The sequence below is a fragment of the Methanobacteriaceae archaeon genome, from assembly GCA_029219465.1.
GTDB lineage: Archaea > Methanobacteriota > Methanobacteria > Methanobacteriales > Methanobacteriaceae > Methanocatella.
In genome coordinates this window covers 315,148-332,553 of sequence record JAQXTL010000004.1, presented here as the reverse complement: position 1 = coordinate 332,553, position 17,406 = coordinate 315,148, and the positions used below count along the sequence as shown (strand labels likewise).

Sequence of the window (17,406 nt, the reverse complement as noted above, 5' to 3'; positions counted from 1 at the left end):
ATGATTGTTTTTTTAACTTTTATTTATTTTTTTGTAGTAATGAGAGAACATTTTTGGAATTTTTTAATTTTTTCTTAACAATATTCAATTAAATTGTGTCCTGTAATTTTATGAGGACTTCTTGAATATTTTTAATTGTAGCATCAGTTTTTACACCTAATGGGTTGAAATGTGTTTTAATTGCAATAAATCCTTCTTTTTTAAGTTCATCCAATATTAAATCGAATTTTGGAGCGCTTATCTTCAAGGATTTGCAAATTTTGTGAACATCAAAGAATGTTGCAGGTGCACTAGCTTCTTCAAGGCATTTGTTTAATAATTTTAAAGCTTCTTTTTTACTGTTTATTTGTTTGTTGTCAGCTTCATCAATCATTTTCTGGATGAATTCGCTGTTTTGAATAGGCCCTAACCATAATGGTCCTGCGTGGATTAATTTTTCACCACAAACCGGACAGACTTCATCAATTGCACTTGCAAGACCCATACTTGTTTGTCTGTGAAGGCAGTGTTTACAGTGGCTTACATAACCAATATTTTTCAAGGTTTCATCTGTTCTTTTTGAACCTTTTTTAACTTCAATGTATAATCTCATATAATGTTCAGTACTGTGAGACATTTTTACTTCAATACATTTAGCATATTTTGAAAGAGTGAGTGCAACAAAACCTGCAAGGATTCTAATACCTGTTTCATGACAATATTCACTTTTGTACGGTTTTGCATTGTATTTACGTATACAAGGTTCTTTATAGGTTCCACATAATGCTGAAGTATCAGTTGCAGTTACACATAACAATGAATCTCTTCTAGAACAGTAACCTGCTGAATCAAGAAAAGGGGATGGAGTTCCAAATGGATCAATGTCAATAACATCAAATTCTCCACGTTTCATTCTTAAAAACATACTTGCGTCATGCTGGTGAACTTCAATATCGCTTAAATTATTCAATTCAATATTGTGTCTTTCATAATGATTTGCTACTTCGCTTATATCATTAATAAAAACTTCTCCAACACCATCAATTTCATTTTTATAACGAATTCCACGTATTCCACTTCCTCCGAACAAATCACAGATGTTTAACTCTCTATCTTGTTCTTTTTGGAATGTCTGTATTGCAAGTATAGATAAATCTCTGTTTAACTCCATATGAGGGTTATAAAAAACAGGGGCATCGGAAGATACTTTATCAAATTCCGGAAATTCGATTTTGGTTAATCCTTCTTCAATAATTTTTGTTTTATATTCTTCCATTTGTTTTCACTCTTGGTTGTTTATTGTAAATAAGTAATAATATTTTAAATATTATTAGATTTAAAGATTAGTATATATAATTTTTTTATTAAAATTGGTGATTATTGTGTCAAATATTAAAGTTCCCATTGCAAAGCCAATAATTGGTGAAGAAGAAATAGAAAATGTGGTAGAAGTTCTTAAATCAGGGATGATTGCTCAAGGACCAAGAGTTGCTGAATTCGAGCAAAAATTTGCTGATTGGGTTGGGGCTAAATATGGTATTGCAGTTAATTCTGGAACTGCAGCATTACATGTTGCGCTACTTTCTTGCGGTATTGGTGAAGGCGATGAAGTAATTACTACTCCATTTACATTTATTGCATCTGGAAATGCAATTTTATACACTGGTGCTAAACCGGTTTTTGCTGATATTGATTTAAAAACATACACTATGGATCCTGAATCCATCGAAGCATTAATCAATGAAAATACTAAAGCTATTTTACCTGTTCAATTATACGGACAATCTGCAAACATGGAAAAAATCAACGCTATTGCAGAAAAACACGGTTTAATGGTTATTGAAGATGCTGCACAAGCTCACGGTGCAACCTGCTCTGGTGAAAAAGTTGGTAGTTTAGGTGACATGGCTTGTTTCAGTTTCTATCCTACTAAAAACATGACTACTTCTGAAGGAGGAATAATCACAACCAATGATGAAGAATTAGCTGAAATGGCTAAAATATTCAGAGCTCACGGTGCATCTGTAAGATACCACCACGATGCAGTTGGATACAACTTCAGAATGACTGACATTTCCGCAGCTATTGGACTTGCTCAATTAGACAAAATTGATGAATTCAATGAAAAAAGAATTAGCAACGCTGCATACTTAAATGAAGGATTAAAAGATGTTGATGGTGTTGTAACTCCTTATTGTGCATATGACTCAAAACATGTATATCACCAATACACTATTAGAGTTGAAAAAGGAAATAGGGATGATTGGGTAGATATCATTAATGAATGTGGTGTTGGAACAGGAATTCACTATCCAATTCCATTATACAATCAGCCAATTTATAAATCATTAGGAATCACTGGAGATTGTCCAAATGCAGAACTTGCTGCTGACAATGTTATTTCACTTCCAGTTCACCCAGCACTTACAAAAGAAGACTTAGATTTAGTTATTGAAGCTGTTAAAAAAGCTTCAAGCGAGTTAGCTTAAACACTAACTCTCTTTTTTTATTTATTTTAACATTTCATTTACTGTATCAACTTTAGCATCTAAAGTTCTGTTTTCCATATCTCTTCTGTCATCTATTTTTATAACAGTATAAACTCTACCAATTCCAAGTTCAAATATTGCTTCTTGTGCTTTAGCAATTGCAGCATAGAGTTCTTCAAGATTATCTGCTTCTATTTGTGTTCCCATTCCGGTTAACTGATAGCTAAGTCCTGAATCTTTTATGGATTGCACTGCTGCAGTTACATAATCTTTACATTCAGTTGTTTTGGTACCTACTGGTAATATTGCAAAATCGCATGTAATCATATTTTCACCTACTAAAATTATTTATTTATCTTATTATAAATTAATTTAGTAATGGTTAAATTAAACAAAGATGAATTTAATGAACATATTTTTACAAGGATTAATAACTTAATCAGTGATTATGAACTAATTAAAGAAGGCGAATTAATAGCTGTAGCATTGTCTGGAGGTAAAGACAGTGTATTAACTTTACATGCTCTTAAAAATTATCAAGAGCATTTGGATTTTGATTTAGTAGCTATTAGTGTTGATGAGGGTATTGAAGGATACAGACAACATGGTATTGATTCTGCTGTTAACAATGCTCGTGAACTTGGAGTAAAATTGGTTCAAAAGTCATTTAAAGATGAAGAAGGATTTGCACTGGATGATATTTATCAGGATTTTAAAAGTGCATGTATTCCATGTGGTGTTTTTAGAAGAAATATCTTAAACAAAACTGCATATGAACTTGGTGCTGTTAAAATAGCTACTGGACATAACTTGGATGATGAAATCCAATCATTTTTAATGAGTTTTGCACGTGGGGATACAATTAAATTCTCAAAATTCGGGCCTGAACTTGATGTAATTCATCCAAAACTGGTTCCAAGAATAAAACCTTTATGGAACACTCCTGAAAAAGAAGTTGGAATGTGGGCTGTAATCAATAATATTGATATTCACTTGGATGAGTGTCCTTATTCTCATTTGTCTTTAAGGGCTAAAATTAAAGAATTCTTAAATGTAAGTGAAGATAAATATCCTGGTGTTAAAAATAATGTGATGGAGTCTTTCCAAAAGATATTAACTTTTGAAAATAGTATTTCCACAAACCTTAATGAATGTGAGAAGTGTGGTGAACCGACTTCTTCTGATATCTGTAAGGCTTGTGAATTAAAAGAATTAATTTCTCAAAATCGCGAAGGCCATGTAGATAACGAATAATGTTATAAATACAATACCTTCATTTTTATCATATTTTAATTGGGTCTTACCAAATACGTAGAATAATATGGTAACAAATGCCATAAAGACAATATCAACCATTAAACTTGGTTCAATAACTAATTCTCTTATTGCACCACTTGCACCTACAACAAATAATATATTGAATATGTTAGATCCAATTACATTTCCGATAGCTAATTGATTTTCTCCTTTTTTAAGAGCTGTAAGTGAAGTTACAAGTTCTGGTAGTGAAGTACCCATTGCTACAATTGTTAAACCTACTAATTTTTCACTCATTCCAAATGCAATTGCTATAGCTGAAGCACTGTTTACAACTAAGTCTCCACCTAAAACGATTCCTGCAATCCCGATAAGGATGAAAACAATACTTTTTGGAAGACTTAATGTAGGTGTTTCAACTTCATTGGAATTACTTTCTTTTCTTGCACTGCGGATAAGATGATATATGTATCCAAATAATATTGCAAGTAATATTAATCCTTCAATAGTAGATATTTTCAAGTCAATTGCAAGAAATGCCACTAAGAGTAATGTAATACAGATAAGGAATGGTAAATCCTGTTTTAAAACACTTTTTTCTACTTTTAACTCACTTAAAAGTGCAGTTATTCCTATAATAAATAGGATATTGAAAAGGTTACTTCCAACAATATTTCCAATAGCTATTGAATTACTTCCAGCAAGAGATGAAGCAATTGAAACTGCTGCTTCAGGAGCACTGGTTCCAAATGCCACAATTGTTAATCCTACAATAATTGTTGGGATTTTTAAAAGATATGCAATATTACTAGATCCATCAACAAATAAATCAGATCCTTTAATTAAAAATACAAATCCTGCTATTAATAAGACAATTTGAATAATAATTCCAGCATCCATTTTATTCCTCTTCTTCTACTTCAACTTCTTCGACTCCAAGGTCAGTTACAAGGATTTTATCAATTTGGTGTCCGTCAATATCGATGATTTCGAATATGAATCTTTCATATGTGTATTTGTCTTTTTCATTAGGAATTGTACCACTAATACTTAAGATAAATCCTGCAAGAGTTGTGTAATTGTCTTCTTCTTCATTAAATTTGAAGTCAAATATTTCTGCGAATCTGTCAATAGGGTATCTTCCGTCAATTAACCAGGTTCCGTCATCTCTTTCGACAGCTTTAGGTTCGTCTTCCTCGTCGATTCCAGGAATTTCTCCAACAATTCCTTCAAGTAAATCGTTTAATGTGATTAAACCTTCGACACTTCCAAATTCATCTACTACAATAGTCATATGAACGTGACCATTGTTTTCTTTGAATTCTCTTACTAAATCCAAGGTTTCTAAGTGTTCTGAAACAACTAATGGCTTTTTAATGATTTGTTCAACATCAAATTTCTCTTCACTAAACATTGCAGAGAGGATGTCTTTTGCCTGAACTACACCAATAAAATCATCTAATTCTCCACTAGCTATTGGGAAAATAGATCTTTTACTTTCAATAATTTTTACTTTGTTTACATCTCTGTCATCTTCAAGGTCAATCCAAATAATCTCATTACGTGGAGTCATTATACTTCCGATTTTTTTATCGTCAAGTTTGAAAACTCTTTTAATAATGTCTTCTTCTTCTTTTTCAATAGTTCCGTCTTCAATTCCTTCTTTAATCATTAATTCGATTTCTTCTTCAGTAACTAATTCATCGTTTTTGTTTTCAATTCTCATTAGGAATAAGACAAAACCACTTGATTTAGAAAGAACATAACTAACCGGTTTTGAAACTTTTGAGAGAATAACCATAGTTTTTGCAATTTTAAGAGACACTTTTTCAGGGTCATTTAAAGCAATAACTTTAGGTACGATCTCACCGATAACTAATGTTAAATAGGTTGTAAGTACAACAACAACGATTACACTAATCACGTCATTATAAGGTATGAATGAAATTGCTTTAGCTAATGGTTCGGATAATGTTACTCCACCAAAAGCCCCTGTTAAAACACCGATAAGTGAAATTCCAATTTGAACTGTTGATAAAAATTCATTAGGGTCCTCGATTAAATCAAGAACGATTTTAGCATTTTTATTGCCTTCTTCTAAGTATTTTTGCATTTTTGCTTTTCTTACTGATACAACAGCCATTTCAGCCATTGATAAATATCCTGTTAAAACTATTAAAATTAAAATTATAACTATTTCTATTGTCGTTCCAATCATTTTTAACAACCACTGGTTATTATAAATCACTGGCTTTCATAAATCCAGTGTTTCCATATATTTTATCTTGCATTTCCTGAACTGCAAGGGATGCTTCTTCTCTTGTAGCTACTTTTTCAAAAATACGTCTAGATTTGACTTTTATGGTTTTGCCACATACACATTTTCTTGTAGCAACACCTTCTTTTGCATAGAGTGCACGTCCACAGTCACAACGAAATATAAAATACATGGTTTTTTTCCTTATATTTAATAATATAATATATTTAAAATGTTATATATAAAAGATTTTTCATCCACCAAATATTTTCATAAATAATGGGATGAAAACTTTTGATGGTAAAATTACGAGTGTAGCTAAACTGACACCTAAATTTGTTCCAATAACTACAAGTAATATTCTAAATATGTTATTATTCCATAAATCTCTTAAACTTTCAATTTTTGTTAGATTTTTAATATCACTGTTTCTAACTTTTCTGAACTTTGCTTCAGTTAGTCCTGAAAACCATCCTGCTGCAAGTAACGGATGTATAATGGTTAATGGAGCTACAACCCCTCCAACTATTGCGGATTGTATCTTTGAACCGGAAAGTATGGATCCAATAAATCCCATTAACATACTGATAACTATAAATTCATAGATATTTCCAGTTATATTAATCCCATTAAAGAATGCCAGAAAAAATATCACAACAAATAAAATTGGTATCATTGCAATTAAAATTTTAAGCCATGGTATTCCTTTTTTTTCATTGATAACTTCTAAATCTCTTAAGTCAGGTAAGGTTTCTGGATTATCCAAGTATTTTTCAATTCCAGGTCTGTGTCCTGCTCCAACAACTGCAATAACTTTCTCATGAGGTATTTGCATGATTCTTCCTGCAAGGTATGCATCTCTTTCGTGAACAAGAACTTCATAAACACTAGGAGCTTCATCTTTGAATATTTCCATCATGTCATCAATAGTTTCAGACTTTTTTAATTCTTCAATATCAATATCATCTTCGTCGTCATCTAAACCAAAAATGGATAAGAGTAATCCGTATGCGAATTTAGCTTTTTCCATAAATCCCATTTTGTTTAAGGCTCTTTGTAATGTGATATTAATTTCACGGTCAATAAGAGCAATTGGGATATTTAAGTCTTCACATGCTTCAATAGCTCCAATCATCTCAGAACCCGGATCTACATTTACTTCGTCTCCAATTTTTGATTGGAAATATCCTAGAAGTGTGTTAACCAAGAATAATCCTACTTTATTTTCTTTAATTATTCTTGTAACTGAAATCTCATCATCTTCTTCAATACCCATCATTTTGTTTTTTATTTTTGCATATCTTCCTCTGTCAAGTTCGATAGCAACAATGTCTGGGTGTTGTTCGTAGATTGCATCTTTTACTTCATTAACACTTTCTTCAGATACGTGGGCAGTACCAATTATTGTTAACAATTCTCTATTCATTAAAAAAACACTTCTTTATAAATTGTATTTTCATATTATAAGATTTGAATATATAAATTTAATCTTTTAATAAGGTTAATTCTTGATTTTCATATATTGCAACATTTTCAGTAATGTTTTTCATGCAACATAATTTAACGTCTTCTTCATAGCCTAAGCCAATTAATCTTTTGCCTGATCTTGAATTAATAAATGATTCTTTTAAAGCATCATAATCTCTACTTGCCAAAATAGCAGCTTTTGCATATTCGCTTAATTCACAATCATCTAACTGTTCATTAATCCAGTATAATATTTCTCCAGATGCTAAAAAGTCTTCAATTGCAAACTGGCCTTTAACTCCAGCCATTACTACATCAATATGCTCATCAGCTATTTTGATACATTGTTTAGCTACTGATTTTGCATTGATAAGTGATCCAACAAGAACTTTAGATTTCATATTCTCAAGAATTCTAGTACCGTTACTTGTTGTTAAAATTAACTGGTTGGAATTTGAAGTATAATCTTTTATTTTTGCAGGGGAATTTCCAAGGTCAAACTCTTCGATTTTTTTGCCGTTTCTCTCACCTGCAACAATGCCCCCAAGTTTTTCTTTTAGTTCAATTGCTTGGGATACAGTAAAACATGGAATAATTTTTTCAAAATTATCTAAAGCCAAAGTTATTGTAGAACTGGCTCTTAGTGCATCAACCATTACTGATACATCCAAACTTTCACTTTCTTCAAAACTTAATGTAACTTTCATGGGTTAATTTATATTAAAGATTAATATATAATAATTATTATGAAAATAATCACAACACCAATGTGTGAAGAAATTGTTAAACTTGCAGGAATCTGCGATTATGTTGTAAATAAAAATCCTGATGAAGAAGATGGGGATTTGGCTATTTTATTATCAGAAAGCAAAGTGGAAATGAATAGTTTAGCTATTAAAATCAATACTCCTAGGCAAGTTTTTGAAAGTATTAAAAAAGTATCCGAAACTGTCCAAAATGAACTGTCTGATGTAGATGTATTGGCCTTTTTTGACGATTATGGATTATGCAGAAAATATTTGAATTCAGATTTTAAACAAAACGTCAATGTGAAGGTTTATTCCAAGTTTTTAACTGACATTGCTTTGGATATGGGATTTAATGTTGTGTGTGATGATTTTGACTATGTAATCTATCCGGATTATCTAAAAGATGAAGTAATTGAAAGCGAAAATCTTGTTGAAATTCCATCTCACAATTGCATTTCAAAAAATCCTTTTGAAAAAATAGAAATCAGATATTCAATTTTAGAAAATTTAATAAGTATATAATAATATAATATATTAATAATTTAATTGCATTTTTTGAGAGTTGTTAGTATGTATGAAACATTAACATTTACTGGTGGAGTTCACAAAAGTGAAGAATTTAAAGAATTAATTGAAGATTTAGGAGGTTTTATTCTTCAAGAAAGTATTCAACAAATGGAATTGATTTTAAATATTGCAGTTCCTATGGAAGATGTTGATAAAATTAAGGATAAAGCATCCGAACTTTTAGCAAAAATCTCTGTCGCTCCAATGGCAGGTTCTGAAATAGCTATTGTTTCACCAACTCTTGCAAGACACCACTTGCCTCATGCAGCATGTGATATTTCTGAATATTTACGTGAATTTGGTGCAAAAGATAACATGATTGGTCTTGCTAGAGGGGATGGTAAAGGTACTTCAGGTATTACTGAAGAAGAAAAAAGCTTAATTGAAGAACATGACCTTGCAATTTTTGCATTGGGCAGTTTTGAAAAATGTATTAAAGAAAAATCCTTCTTGTATGATGATATTGATATACCAGTAATTGTAACTGGTGCTCCTGATATTGATGCAGATGATCTTCCAGGTGCAGATGCATATGTTGGGGATTTAGGTAGAATCCCTAGAAGATTAAGAAGAGGTCCTGACGTTCGTGCTCTTGATAAATTAGTTGAAACATGTGAGAGCATATTAAATGATAAAAAACGTGAAATGGCTCTTGATGCACCATTAGTACCATCTATTGTTGTTAAAAATGCAATTGAAAATCAAGTTGAAGAAATTAAAAATGTTTTCTCCCCAGCTCCGATTACTTCTCAATTAGATGGTGTTCGTGTAAAATTAAAATATGATGATTATGCAGATGTAATCGCTAATGTTGAAATTGATGGTAAAAAATTATCTGAAATCGCTGAGATTAAAAAATCATTTATGTATGATTATATCTTGGTAAAAATTAATAGTGAGAGTTCTCTTGTTGAGAATTCAAACTAAATCTTTTTTTTATTTTATATTCTTCTCATTCCAAAGAAGTTAATAGCATCCACTAAATCATTAAACTGTTCTAGTTCTGTTTCTATGACGTTTTCATCAGTCATATCAATACTTAATTCACCATCTACAGTTAATGTATCTGGACCACGTCCAACAAGTCTTTCAACTCCGTCAGCACTTAAGATTCTCTCAGCATCTAACTGATGGACAAATGATCTTCCTGGAATAATTACTGAATCTTTAAGTTCACTTAAATCAATTTGTTCTAGGTCTTCTTTTGTAATTAAACAAGCTATTTCTTTTTCAACTGCAACTACATTAACAGTATCTACTTCCAATTTGTCAAATATTTTTGAAATAAATGGAGCAGCTATTTTTGATGTAATAATTGTTGCTTCTCCGGTAACGGGTTTAATAAATTGAAGGAATACTTCGTTTTCATCTTTTGCAATTGCAAATGGACCACCAGTTTCAGGGTCACATAAAGGTGTTCCACTAACTCTAAAGTTATATTCGCTATTGATTTGTCTAACAAGTTCAGCAAAATCCTCAACAGGCTGTGATTCAATACCTTTTAATATAGGTTCATTTCCAAGAATCAATCCTTCATTGAATGTATTTGCAAATCTCATTAAAAGCATGCCTTGTGCACCCCATTCTTCTAGAGCATTACAGGTTTCACGTAGTACATCCCCATCGTTAACTCCAGGAATAATTACAGCAGCACCTGTTAATTTAATGTTTTCACAAAATATTTTACAGGCTTTAAGTGCTTCTTTAGGGTGTTGGTCTTTAACCCATTCTCTTCTAAGTTCTGGGGATGATGAAAAAATAGTAAATGAAACTTCTTCCACACCATTATTTATTAATCTTGAAGCAATTTCACCATCATTTATACCTTTTCCACATGTGTAACTTAAAACTGAAGGTATAGATAGCTGATTTAGATTTGATGTTAATGTTTCAAGGTGAGGATAACAGCTAATATCTCCACCACCACTGATGTTTGCAGTTATTTTTCCAGGTTGCATATTCATCATTAGTGCATTTTGAACTTCACTTATAACTTGGAACGGTGATTTGAATTCACCTTGTGTTTCACTAACACCTTTACTGCATCTATCACAACCAACTTTATTAGGTAGGCAATATGCACAGCCAAAACTTTTAACATCTTTTACTTTTCTAAAGTAACAGTATTTACAAAAACCGTTACAATCCTTTCCAGGTATTCCTCCAACATCAGCTACTAATTGCATATTTTATAATTTTTATTTTCATTTTATTTATAAATTAACAGTCATTTTTTGTGAATTTTTAAGTATTATTTTTAGTATTTTTTATTACTTTGACGGGTCTGAGTAATAATTTTAAATTTTTCTTTAAATTGGATAATAATCATTAATATTTAGTATTTTATTTAAAATAAAGTTAAATTGTATTGTTTTTAGATGTTATTATGTTTTTTTTATTTAATTTTAAAATAAATCTATTAAAATAATAATATAAAGTATTACTTTTAGGGTTATTTTTCTTAAATTATTATTGCATAAATACTTTTCTAAAAAACTGTATAGGTAATGTTTATATTATATCTTGACTAAAATAAAATTTGTATACCGTATAGTTAGCTATTAACAAAAATTTGCTTTATAGCTTAACTCAATTTGGTGAAAAATTTTACCATTTTTGTGGTATATTAGTTAAAACTCTATTTATTTAGGAGGGAAAAAATGGCAAAGTTTGATGATAAAGTCGATTTATACGACGATAGAGGATCCGTAATTGCATCTGACGTACCAATCGAAGCTATTAGTCCATTAAGAAATCCTGCAATTCAAAACATCGTTAAAGGTGTTAAAAGAACTGTTGCAGTAAACTTAGAAGGAGTAGAAAAATCCGTAAGGACCGGTTCTGTTGGTGGAGACAAATCCAAAATTTTAGGAAGAGAATTAGATCTTGACATTGTTTCTAACGCAGAAGCAATCGCAGAAAAAATTAAAGAAACTATGCAAGTTTCTGAAGGTGACGATACTAAAGTAGAACCTATTTCTGGTGGTAAAAGATTATTAGTACAAGTACCAACTCAAAGAATTGACGCTGCTGCTGAATATTCTGTTGCTACTTTAGCTACTGCTACTTCTTTAGTACAAGCTATTATCGATGTTTGTGATGTAAGCATCTACGATGCTAACTTTGTAAAAGCTGCAGTATTAGGTAGATACCCACAATCTGTAGACTACAAAGGATCTAACATTGCTACTATGTTAGACATTCCACAAAAACTCGAAGGTGCAGGTTACGCATTAAGAGGAGTAAAAGCAAACGATTTCGCTGCTGCTACTTTGAAAAACACTTTCCAAACTACCGCATTAGCATCTATCTTTGAACAAACTGCTATGTTCGAAATGGGTGACGCAGTAGGTACTTACGAAAGATTACACTTATTAGGTTTAGCTTACCAAGGTTTAAACGCTGATAACTTAGTAATGGATTTAGTAAAAGACAACGCAAGTGAAGGAACTGTTGGTTCTATCGTACAAGCAACCATTGCTCGTGCAGAAGCTGACGGAGTTATCGCTCCTCAAAAAGAATTAACTGACTTCTCTATCTACAACACTGACGACGCAGCTAAATGGAACGCATACGCTGCTGCTGGTGCTGTAGCTGCAACCATGGTTAACGTTGGTGCTGCTCGTGCTGCTCAAGGTGTACCATCTACTTTATTATACTTCAACGATAACTTAGAATTCGCTACTGGTTTACCAAGTATTGACTATGGTAGAGCAGAAGGTGTAGCTGTTGGATTCTCATTCTTCAGTCACTCCATCTACGGTGGTGGAGGTCCTGGTCTCTTCAACGGTAACCACGTTGTAACCAGACACAGTAAAGGATTCTGTATTCCATGTGCTGCTGCAGCTATGTCATTAGACGCAGGAACACAACTCTTTTCACCAGAAGCAACTTCTGGTTTAATTAAAGAAGTATACAGTCAAATTGATGAATTTAGAGAACCTATGAATGCTGTTGCAATTGCAGCTGAAGAAATTAAAGGTGACATCTAATTAATTTAAATAAATCTAATTTTCGAAGGTTAAAAAATGGATATTGAAATATTTCCTCATAGGGTTCTTGGTAGTGACACAACTGAAAAGTTGTTAAATGACTTGGAACTTATCGACGATGTTCAAAGAACTGTTATTCACGGTCCAAGATTTCCAAAAGGTGAAGAAACTTTACCTGATAAATATAAAGAACGTAGAGTTATTACCATTAATGGTGAAGATGTTGTTTTACAAGTTAAAACCGCAAGAATCTTCATTGAATTAACAATGGAATCTACGATTAAGGAAATTGAGGAAGTCTGTAAAAAACACATTCCGTTCGGTTTTGATATTAATCAAGACAGAAGTAATTATATTAGGAAACATAAAACTGTTTCTGATAAAATTAAGTATGGTTCAGCAGAATTGCCTGATGAACTCGTTGGAATGACTGATCAATATTCTAGCTTTGAAAGTCATGTGAACATTATTAGAAGAGATACTATGGATTAATATGATTGGAAGATGTACTCACGTTGTAGATTGTAGGGAAACAAGCGGTATGGGAAAAGGCGGAAGTCTTGCACAAAGAGGCACTTTTGCTGAATGTGGTACCGATGTATGTGCTGTTGCTATGTCCCCAGGACGTAGACACATTACTAAACCAGTTTGTGAAATTACATTTGGTTTACGTGAGGCCAATGTTTTAACAAGTACTGTGGTACTAAATGCTGGTGCTGGTGTTCCTCATGATGCTCCTGCATCTGGTGGAACTTTGTTCGGAATCACAGACAAAGAAATTAATCAATTGAATAATTTCAAGTTACTTGTTATCCACTTAGGTGGTGTTGCAAATCATATTATTTACAAAGCAAGGTTAATTTTAAGAAACGTAGATAAGCCTTGTATTATCATTTGTGAATCCCCTGTTGACTGTGAGGATTTTGCTAAGATTGGGGTTAAAACTTCAAAAGTAATGCCAGCAGATGAAGATATTAAGACCCAAGGAATCATTAAAGATATAGTAACAGGAGTTATCCGTGGTGAAACAATTTCACAAGAAAAATTAGATGAAATTATTAGAAAAGTTAAATTAGCATTAGGAGATGCATAATTATGGTACAAATTTATCCAGGTACTTCTCAGGTTGCTCAAAACAGAAGAAATTTCTGTGACCCAGAGTATGAATTAGAAAAATTAAGAGAAATCTCTGATGAAGACGTAGTAAAAATATTAGGTCACAGAGCTCCAGGTGAAGAATACAAATCTGTTCACCCACCATTAGATGAAATGGACGAGCCTGATGACATTGTAAGAGAATTAGTAACCCCTATCGACGGTGCAAAAGCAGGGGACAGAATTAGATACATTCAATTCGTAGACTCCATGTACTTTGCTCCAGCTCAACCTTACTTAAGAGCAAGATCTTACTTAAGCAGATACAGAGGAATCGATACTGGTACTTTATCCGGAAGACAAGTAATCGAAGCAAGAGAAAGAGATATCGAAAGATTATCCAAAATCCTCTTAGAAACCGAATACTTCGATACCGCAAGAACTGGTATTAGAGGTGCAGGTGTGCACGGTCACTCTTTAAGATTAGATGAAAATGGTTTAATGTTTGATATGCTTAGAAGACAAGTATTCAACAAAGAAACAGGTAAAGTTGAAATGGTAAAAGACCAAATTGGTGTAGAATTAGATGAACCTGTTGTATTAGGTGAACCATTAGATGAAGAAACATTAAAAGCAAAAACCACTATTTACAGAATAGATGGTGAAGCATACAAAGATGATAAAGATGCTGTTGAAGTATTACACAATATTCACGTATCCAGATCTTTCGGTGCTTTTGATCCAAACGCAGGATGGTAATTAACATGGCTGATAAAAAATTCTTAGATGCAATGAAACAAAAATTCAGTGAAGATCCAACTGAAAAATCAACCCAATTCTATAACATGGGCGGTTGGAAACAATCTGAAAGAAAAACCGCATTTGTTAACGAAGGTAAAGAAATTGCTGAAAAAAGAGGAATCCCAATGTACAACCCAGACATTGGTACTCCTTTAGGTCAAAGAGCTTTAATGTCTTACCAATTATCCGGCACTGACACTTTTGTTGAAGGTGACGATTTACACTTCATTAACAACGCAGCTATCCAACAAGCTTGGGATGACATTAGAAGAACTGTAATTGTAGGTTTAAACACTGCTCACAATGTTCTTGAAAAAAGATTAGGTATTGAAGTAACTCCTGAAACTATTACTAACTACTTAGAAACTGTAAACCACGCTATGCCTGGTGCAGCTGTAGTTCAAGAACACATGGTAGAAACTGACCCATTAATCGTACAAGATTCTTACGTAAAAGTTTTCACTGGTGATGACGAATTAGCTGACGAAATCGACTCCGCATTTGTTTTAGACATTAACAAAGAGTTCCCTGAAGAACAAGCTGAAGCTTTAAAAGCTGAAGTTGGTGGAGCTGTATGGCAAGCTGTAAGAATTCCTTCCATCGTAGGAAGAGTTTGTGACGGTGGTACTACCTCCAGATGGTCTGCTATGCAAATTGGTATGTCCATGATTTCTGCATACAACCAATGTGCTGGTGAAGGAGCTACTGGTGACTTCGCATACGCATCCAAACACGCAGAAGTTATTCAAATGGGTACCTACTTACCTGTAAGAAGAGCAAGAGCAGCAAACGAACTTGGTGGAGTTCCATTCGGATTCATGGCAGATATCTGTCAAGCTTCCAGAGTATCCCCTGATGACCCTGTACAAACTTCCTTAGAAGTTGTAGCATTAGGTGCTGCTTTATACGACCAAATTTGGTTAGGTTCTTACATGTCTGGTGGTGTAGGATTCACTCAATATGCTACCGCAGCATACACTGATAATGTATTAGATGACTTCACTTACTACGGTAAAGATTACGTCGAAGACAAATACGGCGGATTATGTGAAGCACCTAACAACATGGACACCGTTTTAGACGTTGGTACTGAAGTAACCTTCTACGCATTAGACCAATACGAAGAATACCCAGCATTACTCGAAACTCACTTCGGTGGATCTCAAAGAGCTTCCGTTATTTCCGCAGCTGCTGGTTGTTCCACTGCATTCGCTACTGGTAACGCACAAACTGGTTTAAGCGCATGGTACTTAGGTATGTACTTACACAAAGAACAACACTCCAGATTAGGTTTCTACGGATACGATTTACAAGACCAATGTGGTGCTGCTAACGTATTCGCTATCAGAAACGATGAAGGTTTACCACTCGAAATGAGAGGACCAAACTATCCTAACTATGCAATGAACGTAGGTCACCAAGGTGAATACGCAGGTATTGCACAAGCTCCTCACGCAGCTCGTGGAGATGCTTTTGCTTTCAACCCATTAGTCAAAATTGCATTTGCTGATAAAAACTTAGTCTTCGACTTCAGCCAAGTACGTGCAGAATTCGCTAAAGGTGCTTTAAGAGAATTCGAACCAGCTGGAGAAAGAACTGTTATTACCCCAGCAAAATAGATAAATAGATAAAAACACGTAGATAGGTGTATTTTTCACCTATCTATTTTTCATAATTAAATTTGTTTGAATTAATTTAATTCACAAAACATTTATATTAATAATTTTAAAAAATATACTATGCAATTATTATTGCAGTATGATTTTTGTATGGAACAAAAATCAAAATTTATTCACGTTTATTAAATGATCAATTTAATAATAAATATGGAGGAAAAAATTATGGACCCTGTAACATTAGGTGTAGTTGCATTAATGGGTGCAGTTGCTACTATCGGAGGGGCTGCAGAGGACTTAGAATCTGATATTGGTTCTCAAAGTAACCCTAACTCTCAAGTTCAACTTGCTCCACAAATGGGACATTTACACCGTATGATTAACAAAGCGGCATCTGGTGAACCGGTCGCTTATGGTGTTTGGTGTGGTGTTGCTGGTGCTATTGCATATCTTGTAATGCAATTAGGTATGTTACCTATCGTTGCTATTGCAATGGGTGCTTGTGTCGCTGCTTTTGTTCACGGAATTTATACTGTCACAGCTCATATGGGAAGGATTGTTGGTCAATCTCAATTCGAACAACCTTTATTTATGGATGTGTTAACTCAATCTTTAGGACCTATCGTTGGTCACGGATTTATTACTAGTTTTTGTATTGTTGGAATCTCATACTTAATGACTGTTCCTTTAAACGGAACTCCGTTACACGTATTCCCATTACCACTTTCCGCAATGCTTTGGGGTATTGCTTTAGGTGCTATTGGTTCTTCAACTGGGGATGTACATTACGGTGCAGAAAGTGAATACCAAAAATTCGAATTTGGTGGAGGTACTCCTGTAGCTATTCAAGGAGATATCGTTACTAAAGCTCCATTAGGTGCTAAAAACTCTATGGATGTTGTAAACTTCTGTGCTAAATTTGGTGGACCTTTAACTGGTTTCTGTTTCGGTCTCGTTGTATTCTTCAGCTTCTGGAACTCCGTAGTATTCGGTGTATACGGTGGTATTGTTGTTGGTATTATTATCATTATCTTATTAATCATCGGTAATGACAGAATTGAAGTATTCGCAAGAGAAAAATACGGACCTTATGATCCTGATGCTTTATTAGCAGATGAAAACGGGGATGAATAAGGA

18 protein-coding genes are annotated in these 17,406 nt (G+C 33.2%); 10 read left to right on the top strand and 8 right to left on the bottom strand.

The window, feature by feature from the left end; all coding sequences use genetic code 11:
* Window positions 1-88: 88 nt before the first annotated feature.
* Window positions 89-1,255: a tRNA (guanine(10)-N(2))-dimethyltransferase gene (locus PUD86_03355; GenBank protein ID MDD6776317.1), complete on the bottom strand. Its 1,167-nt coding sequence runs from the start codon at window positions 1,253-1,255 to the stop codon at window positions 89-91.
* Window positions 1,256-1,361: 106 nt separating this feature from the next.
* Between PUD86_03355 and PUD86_03350 the strand changes: the two genes are divergently transcribed.
* Window positions 1,362-2,468 carry a DegT/DnrJ/EryC1/StrS family aminotransferase gene (locus PUD86_03350; GenBank protein ID MDD6776316.1) on the top strand — a complete coding sequence of 369 codons (1,107 nt, stop codon included), beginning with the start codon at window positions 1,362-1,364 and terminating at the stop codon, window positions 2,466-2,468.
* A 21-nt stretch (window positions 2,469-2,489) separates the two neighbouring features.
* Here the strand turns inward: PUD86_03350 and PUD86_03345 are convergent, their stop codons facing one another.
* Complete coding sequence (locus tag PUD86_03345; protein ID MDD6776315.1) at window positions 2,490-2,795, bottom strand: MTH1187 family thiamine-binding protein; 306 nt, start codon at window positions 2,793-2,795, stop codon at window positions 2,490-2,492.
* Between the two features lie 51 nt (window positions 2,796-2,846).
* On the opposite strand from PUD86_03345, the gene PUD86_03340 reads away from it, so the two are divergent.
* The gene (locus tag PUD86_03340; protein MDD6776314.1) at window positions 2,847-3,722 is read left to right on the top strand and encodes a TIGR00269 family protein; all 876 of its coding nucleotides are present in this window, start codon (window positions 2,847-2,849) and stop codon (window positions 3,720-3,722) included.
* Here PUD86_03340 and PUD86_03335 read toward each other — a convergent pair.
* From PUD86_03335 to comB, 5 genes are read right to left on the bottom strand one after another with little or no spacing between them, the layout of a single operon-like run.
* Entirely contained in the window at window positions 3,681-4,625 is a 945-nt protein-coding gene (locus tag PUD86_03335; GenBank protein ID MDD6776313.1) for a calcium/sodium antiporter, read from the bottom strand. The genes PUD86_03340 and PUD86_03335 overlap by 42 nt on opposite strands.
* Window position 4,626: 1 nt before the next feature.
* Complete coding sequence (locus tag PUD86_03330) at window positions 4,627-5,943, bottom strand: hemolysin family protein (GenBank protein MDD6776312.1); 1,317 nt, start codon at window positions 5,941-5,943, stop codon at window positions 4,627-4,629.
* Between the two features lie 19 nt (window positions 5,944-5,962).
* Window positions 5,963-6,175 (bottom strand): DUF1922 domain-containing protein, encoded by a 213-nt coding sequence (locus tag PUD86_03325; GenBank protein ID MDD6776311.1) that lies wholly within the window; start codon window positions 6,173-6,175, stop codon window positions 5,963-5,965.
* Window positions 6,176-6,235: 60 nt separating this feature from the next.
* Window positions 6,236-7,408 carry a TraB/GumN family protein gene (locus tag PUD86_03320; GenBank protein MDD6776310.1) on the bottom strand — a complete coding sequence of 391 codons (1,173 nt, stop codon included), beginning with the start codon at window positions 7,406-7,408 and terminating at the stop codon, window positions 6,236-6,238.
* 58 nt (window positions 7,409-7,466) lie between these two features.
* A complete protein-coding gene (gene comB, locus PUD86_03315; protein MDD6776309.1) occupies window positions 7,467-8,156 on the bottom strand; it encodes a 2-phosphosulfolactate phosphatase in 690 nt (229 codons plus the stop codon).
* Window positions 8,157-8,195: 39 nt separating this feature from the next.
* Between comB and PUD86_03310 the strand changes: the two genes are divergently transcribed.
* Both PUD86_03310 and PUD86_03305 read left to right on the top strand, forming a co-directional pair.
* Window positions 8,196-8,720, top strand: a complete 525-nt coding sequence (locus tag PUD86_03310; GenBank protein MDD6776308.1) for a hypothetical protein — start codon at window positions 8,196-8,198, stop codon at window positions 8,718-8,720.
* Between the two features lie 48 nt (window positions 8,721-8,768).
* Entirely contained in the window at window positions 8,769-9,692 is a 924-nt protein-coding gene (locus PUD86_03305; GenBank protein MDD6776307.1) for a methanogenesis marker 7 protein, read from the top strand.
* Between the two features lie 14 nt (window positions 9,693-9,706).
* Here PUD86_03305 and mmp10 read toward each other — a convergent pair whose 3' ends face one another.
* Window positions 9,707-10,951 carry a methyl coenzyme M reductase-arginine methyltransferase Mmp10 gene (gene mmp10, locus PUD86_03300; protein ID MDD6776306.1) on the bottom strand — a complete coding sequence of 415 codons (1,245 nt, stop codon included), beginning with the start codon at window positions 10,949-10,951 and terminating at the stop codon, window positions 9,707-9,709.
* A gap of 474 nt (window positions 10,952-11,425) precedes the next feature.
* Here mmp10 and mcrB point away from each other — a divergent pair, with 474 nt between their 5' ends.
* The 6 genes from mcrB (at window position 11,426) to mtrE (ending at window position 17,403) form a co-directional block, all read left to right on the top strand.
* Window positions 11,426-12,757 carry a coenzyme-B sulfoethylthiotransferase subunit beta gene (gene mcrB, locus PUD86_03295; GenBank protein MDD6776305.1) on the top strand — a complete coding sequence of 444 codons (1,332 nt, stop codon included), beginning with the start codon at window positions 11,426-11,428 and terminating at the stop codon, window positions 12,755-12,757.
* Between the two features lie 36 nt (window positions 12,758-12,793).
* Window positions 12,794-13,249, top strand: a complete 456-nt coding sequence (gene mcrD, locus PUD86_03290; GenBank protein MDD6776304.1) for a methyl-coenzyme M reductase operon protein D — start codon at window positions 12,794-12,796, stop codon at window positions 13,247-13,249.
* Window position 13,250: 1 nt separating this feature from the next.
* The gene (gene mcrC, locus PUD86_03285) at window positions 13,251-13,850 is read left to right on the top strand and encodes a methyl-coenzyme M reductase I operon protein C (GenBank protein MDD6776303.1); all 600 of its coding nucleotides are present in this window, start codon (window positions 13,251-13,253) and stop codon (window positions 13,848-13,850) included.
* A 2-nt stretch (window positions 13,851-13,852) separates the two neighbouring features.
* Window positions 13,853-14,611 (top strand): coenzyme-B sulfoethylthiotransferase subunit gamma, encoded by a 759-nt coding sequence (gene mcrG, locus PUD86_03280; protein MDD6776302.1) that lies wholly within the window; start codon window positions 13,853-13,855, stop codon window positions 14,609-14,611.
* Between the two features lie 5 nt (window positions 14,612-14,616).
* A complete protein-coding gene (mcrA, locus tag PUD86_03275) occupies window positions 14,617-16,272 on the top strand; it encodes a coenzyme-B sulfoethylthiotransferase subunit alpha (protein ID MDD6776301.1) in 1,656 nt (551 codons plus the stop codon).
* A gap of 186 nt (window positions 16,273-16,458) precedes the next feature.
* Entirely contained in the window at window positions 16,459-17,403 is a 945-nt protein-coding gene (mtrE, locus tag PUD86_03270) for a tetrahydromethanopterin S-methyltransferase subunit E (GenBank protein MDD6776300.1), read from the top strand.
* Window positions 17,404-17,406 lie beyond the last annotated feature (3 nt).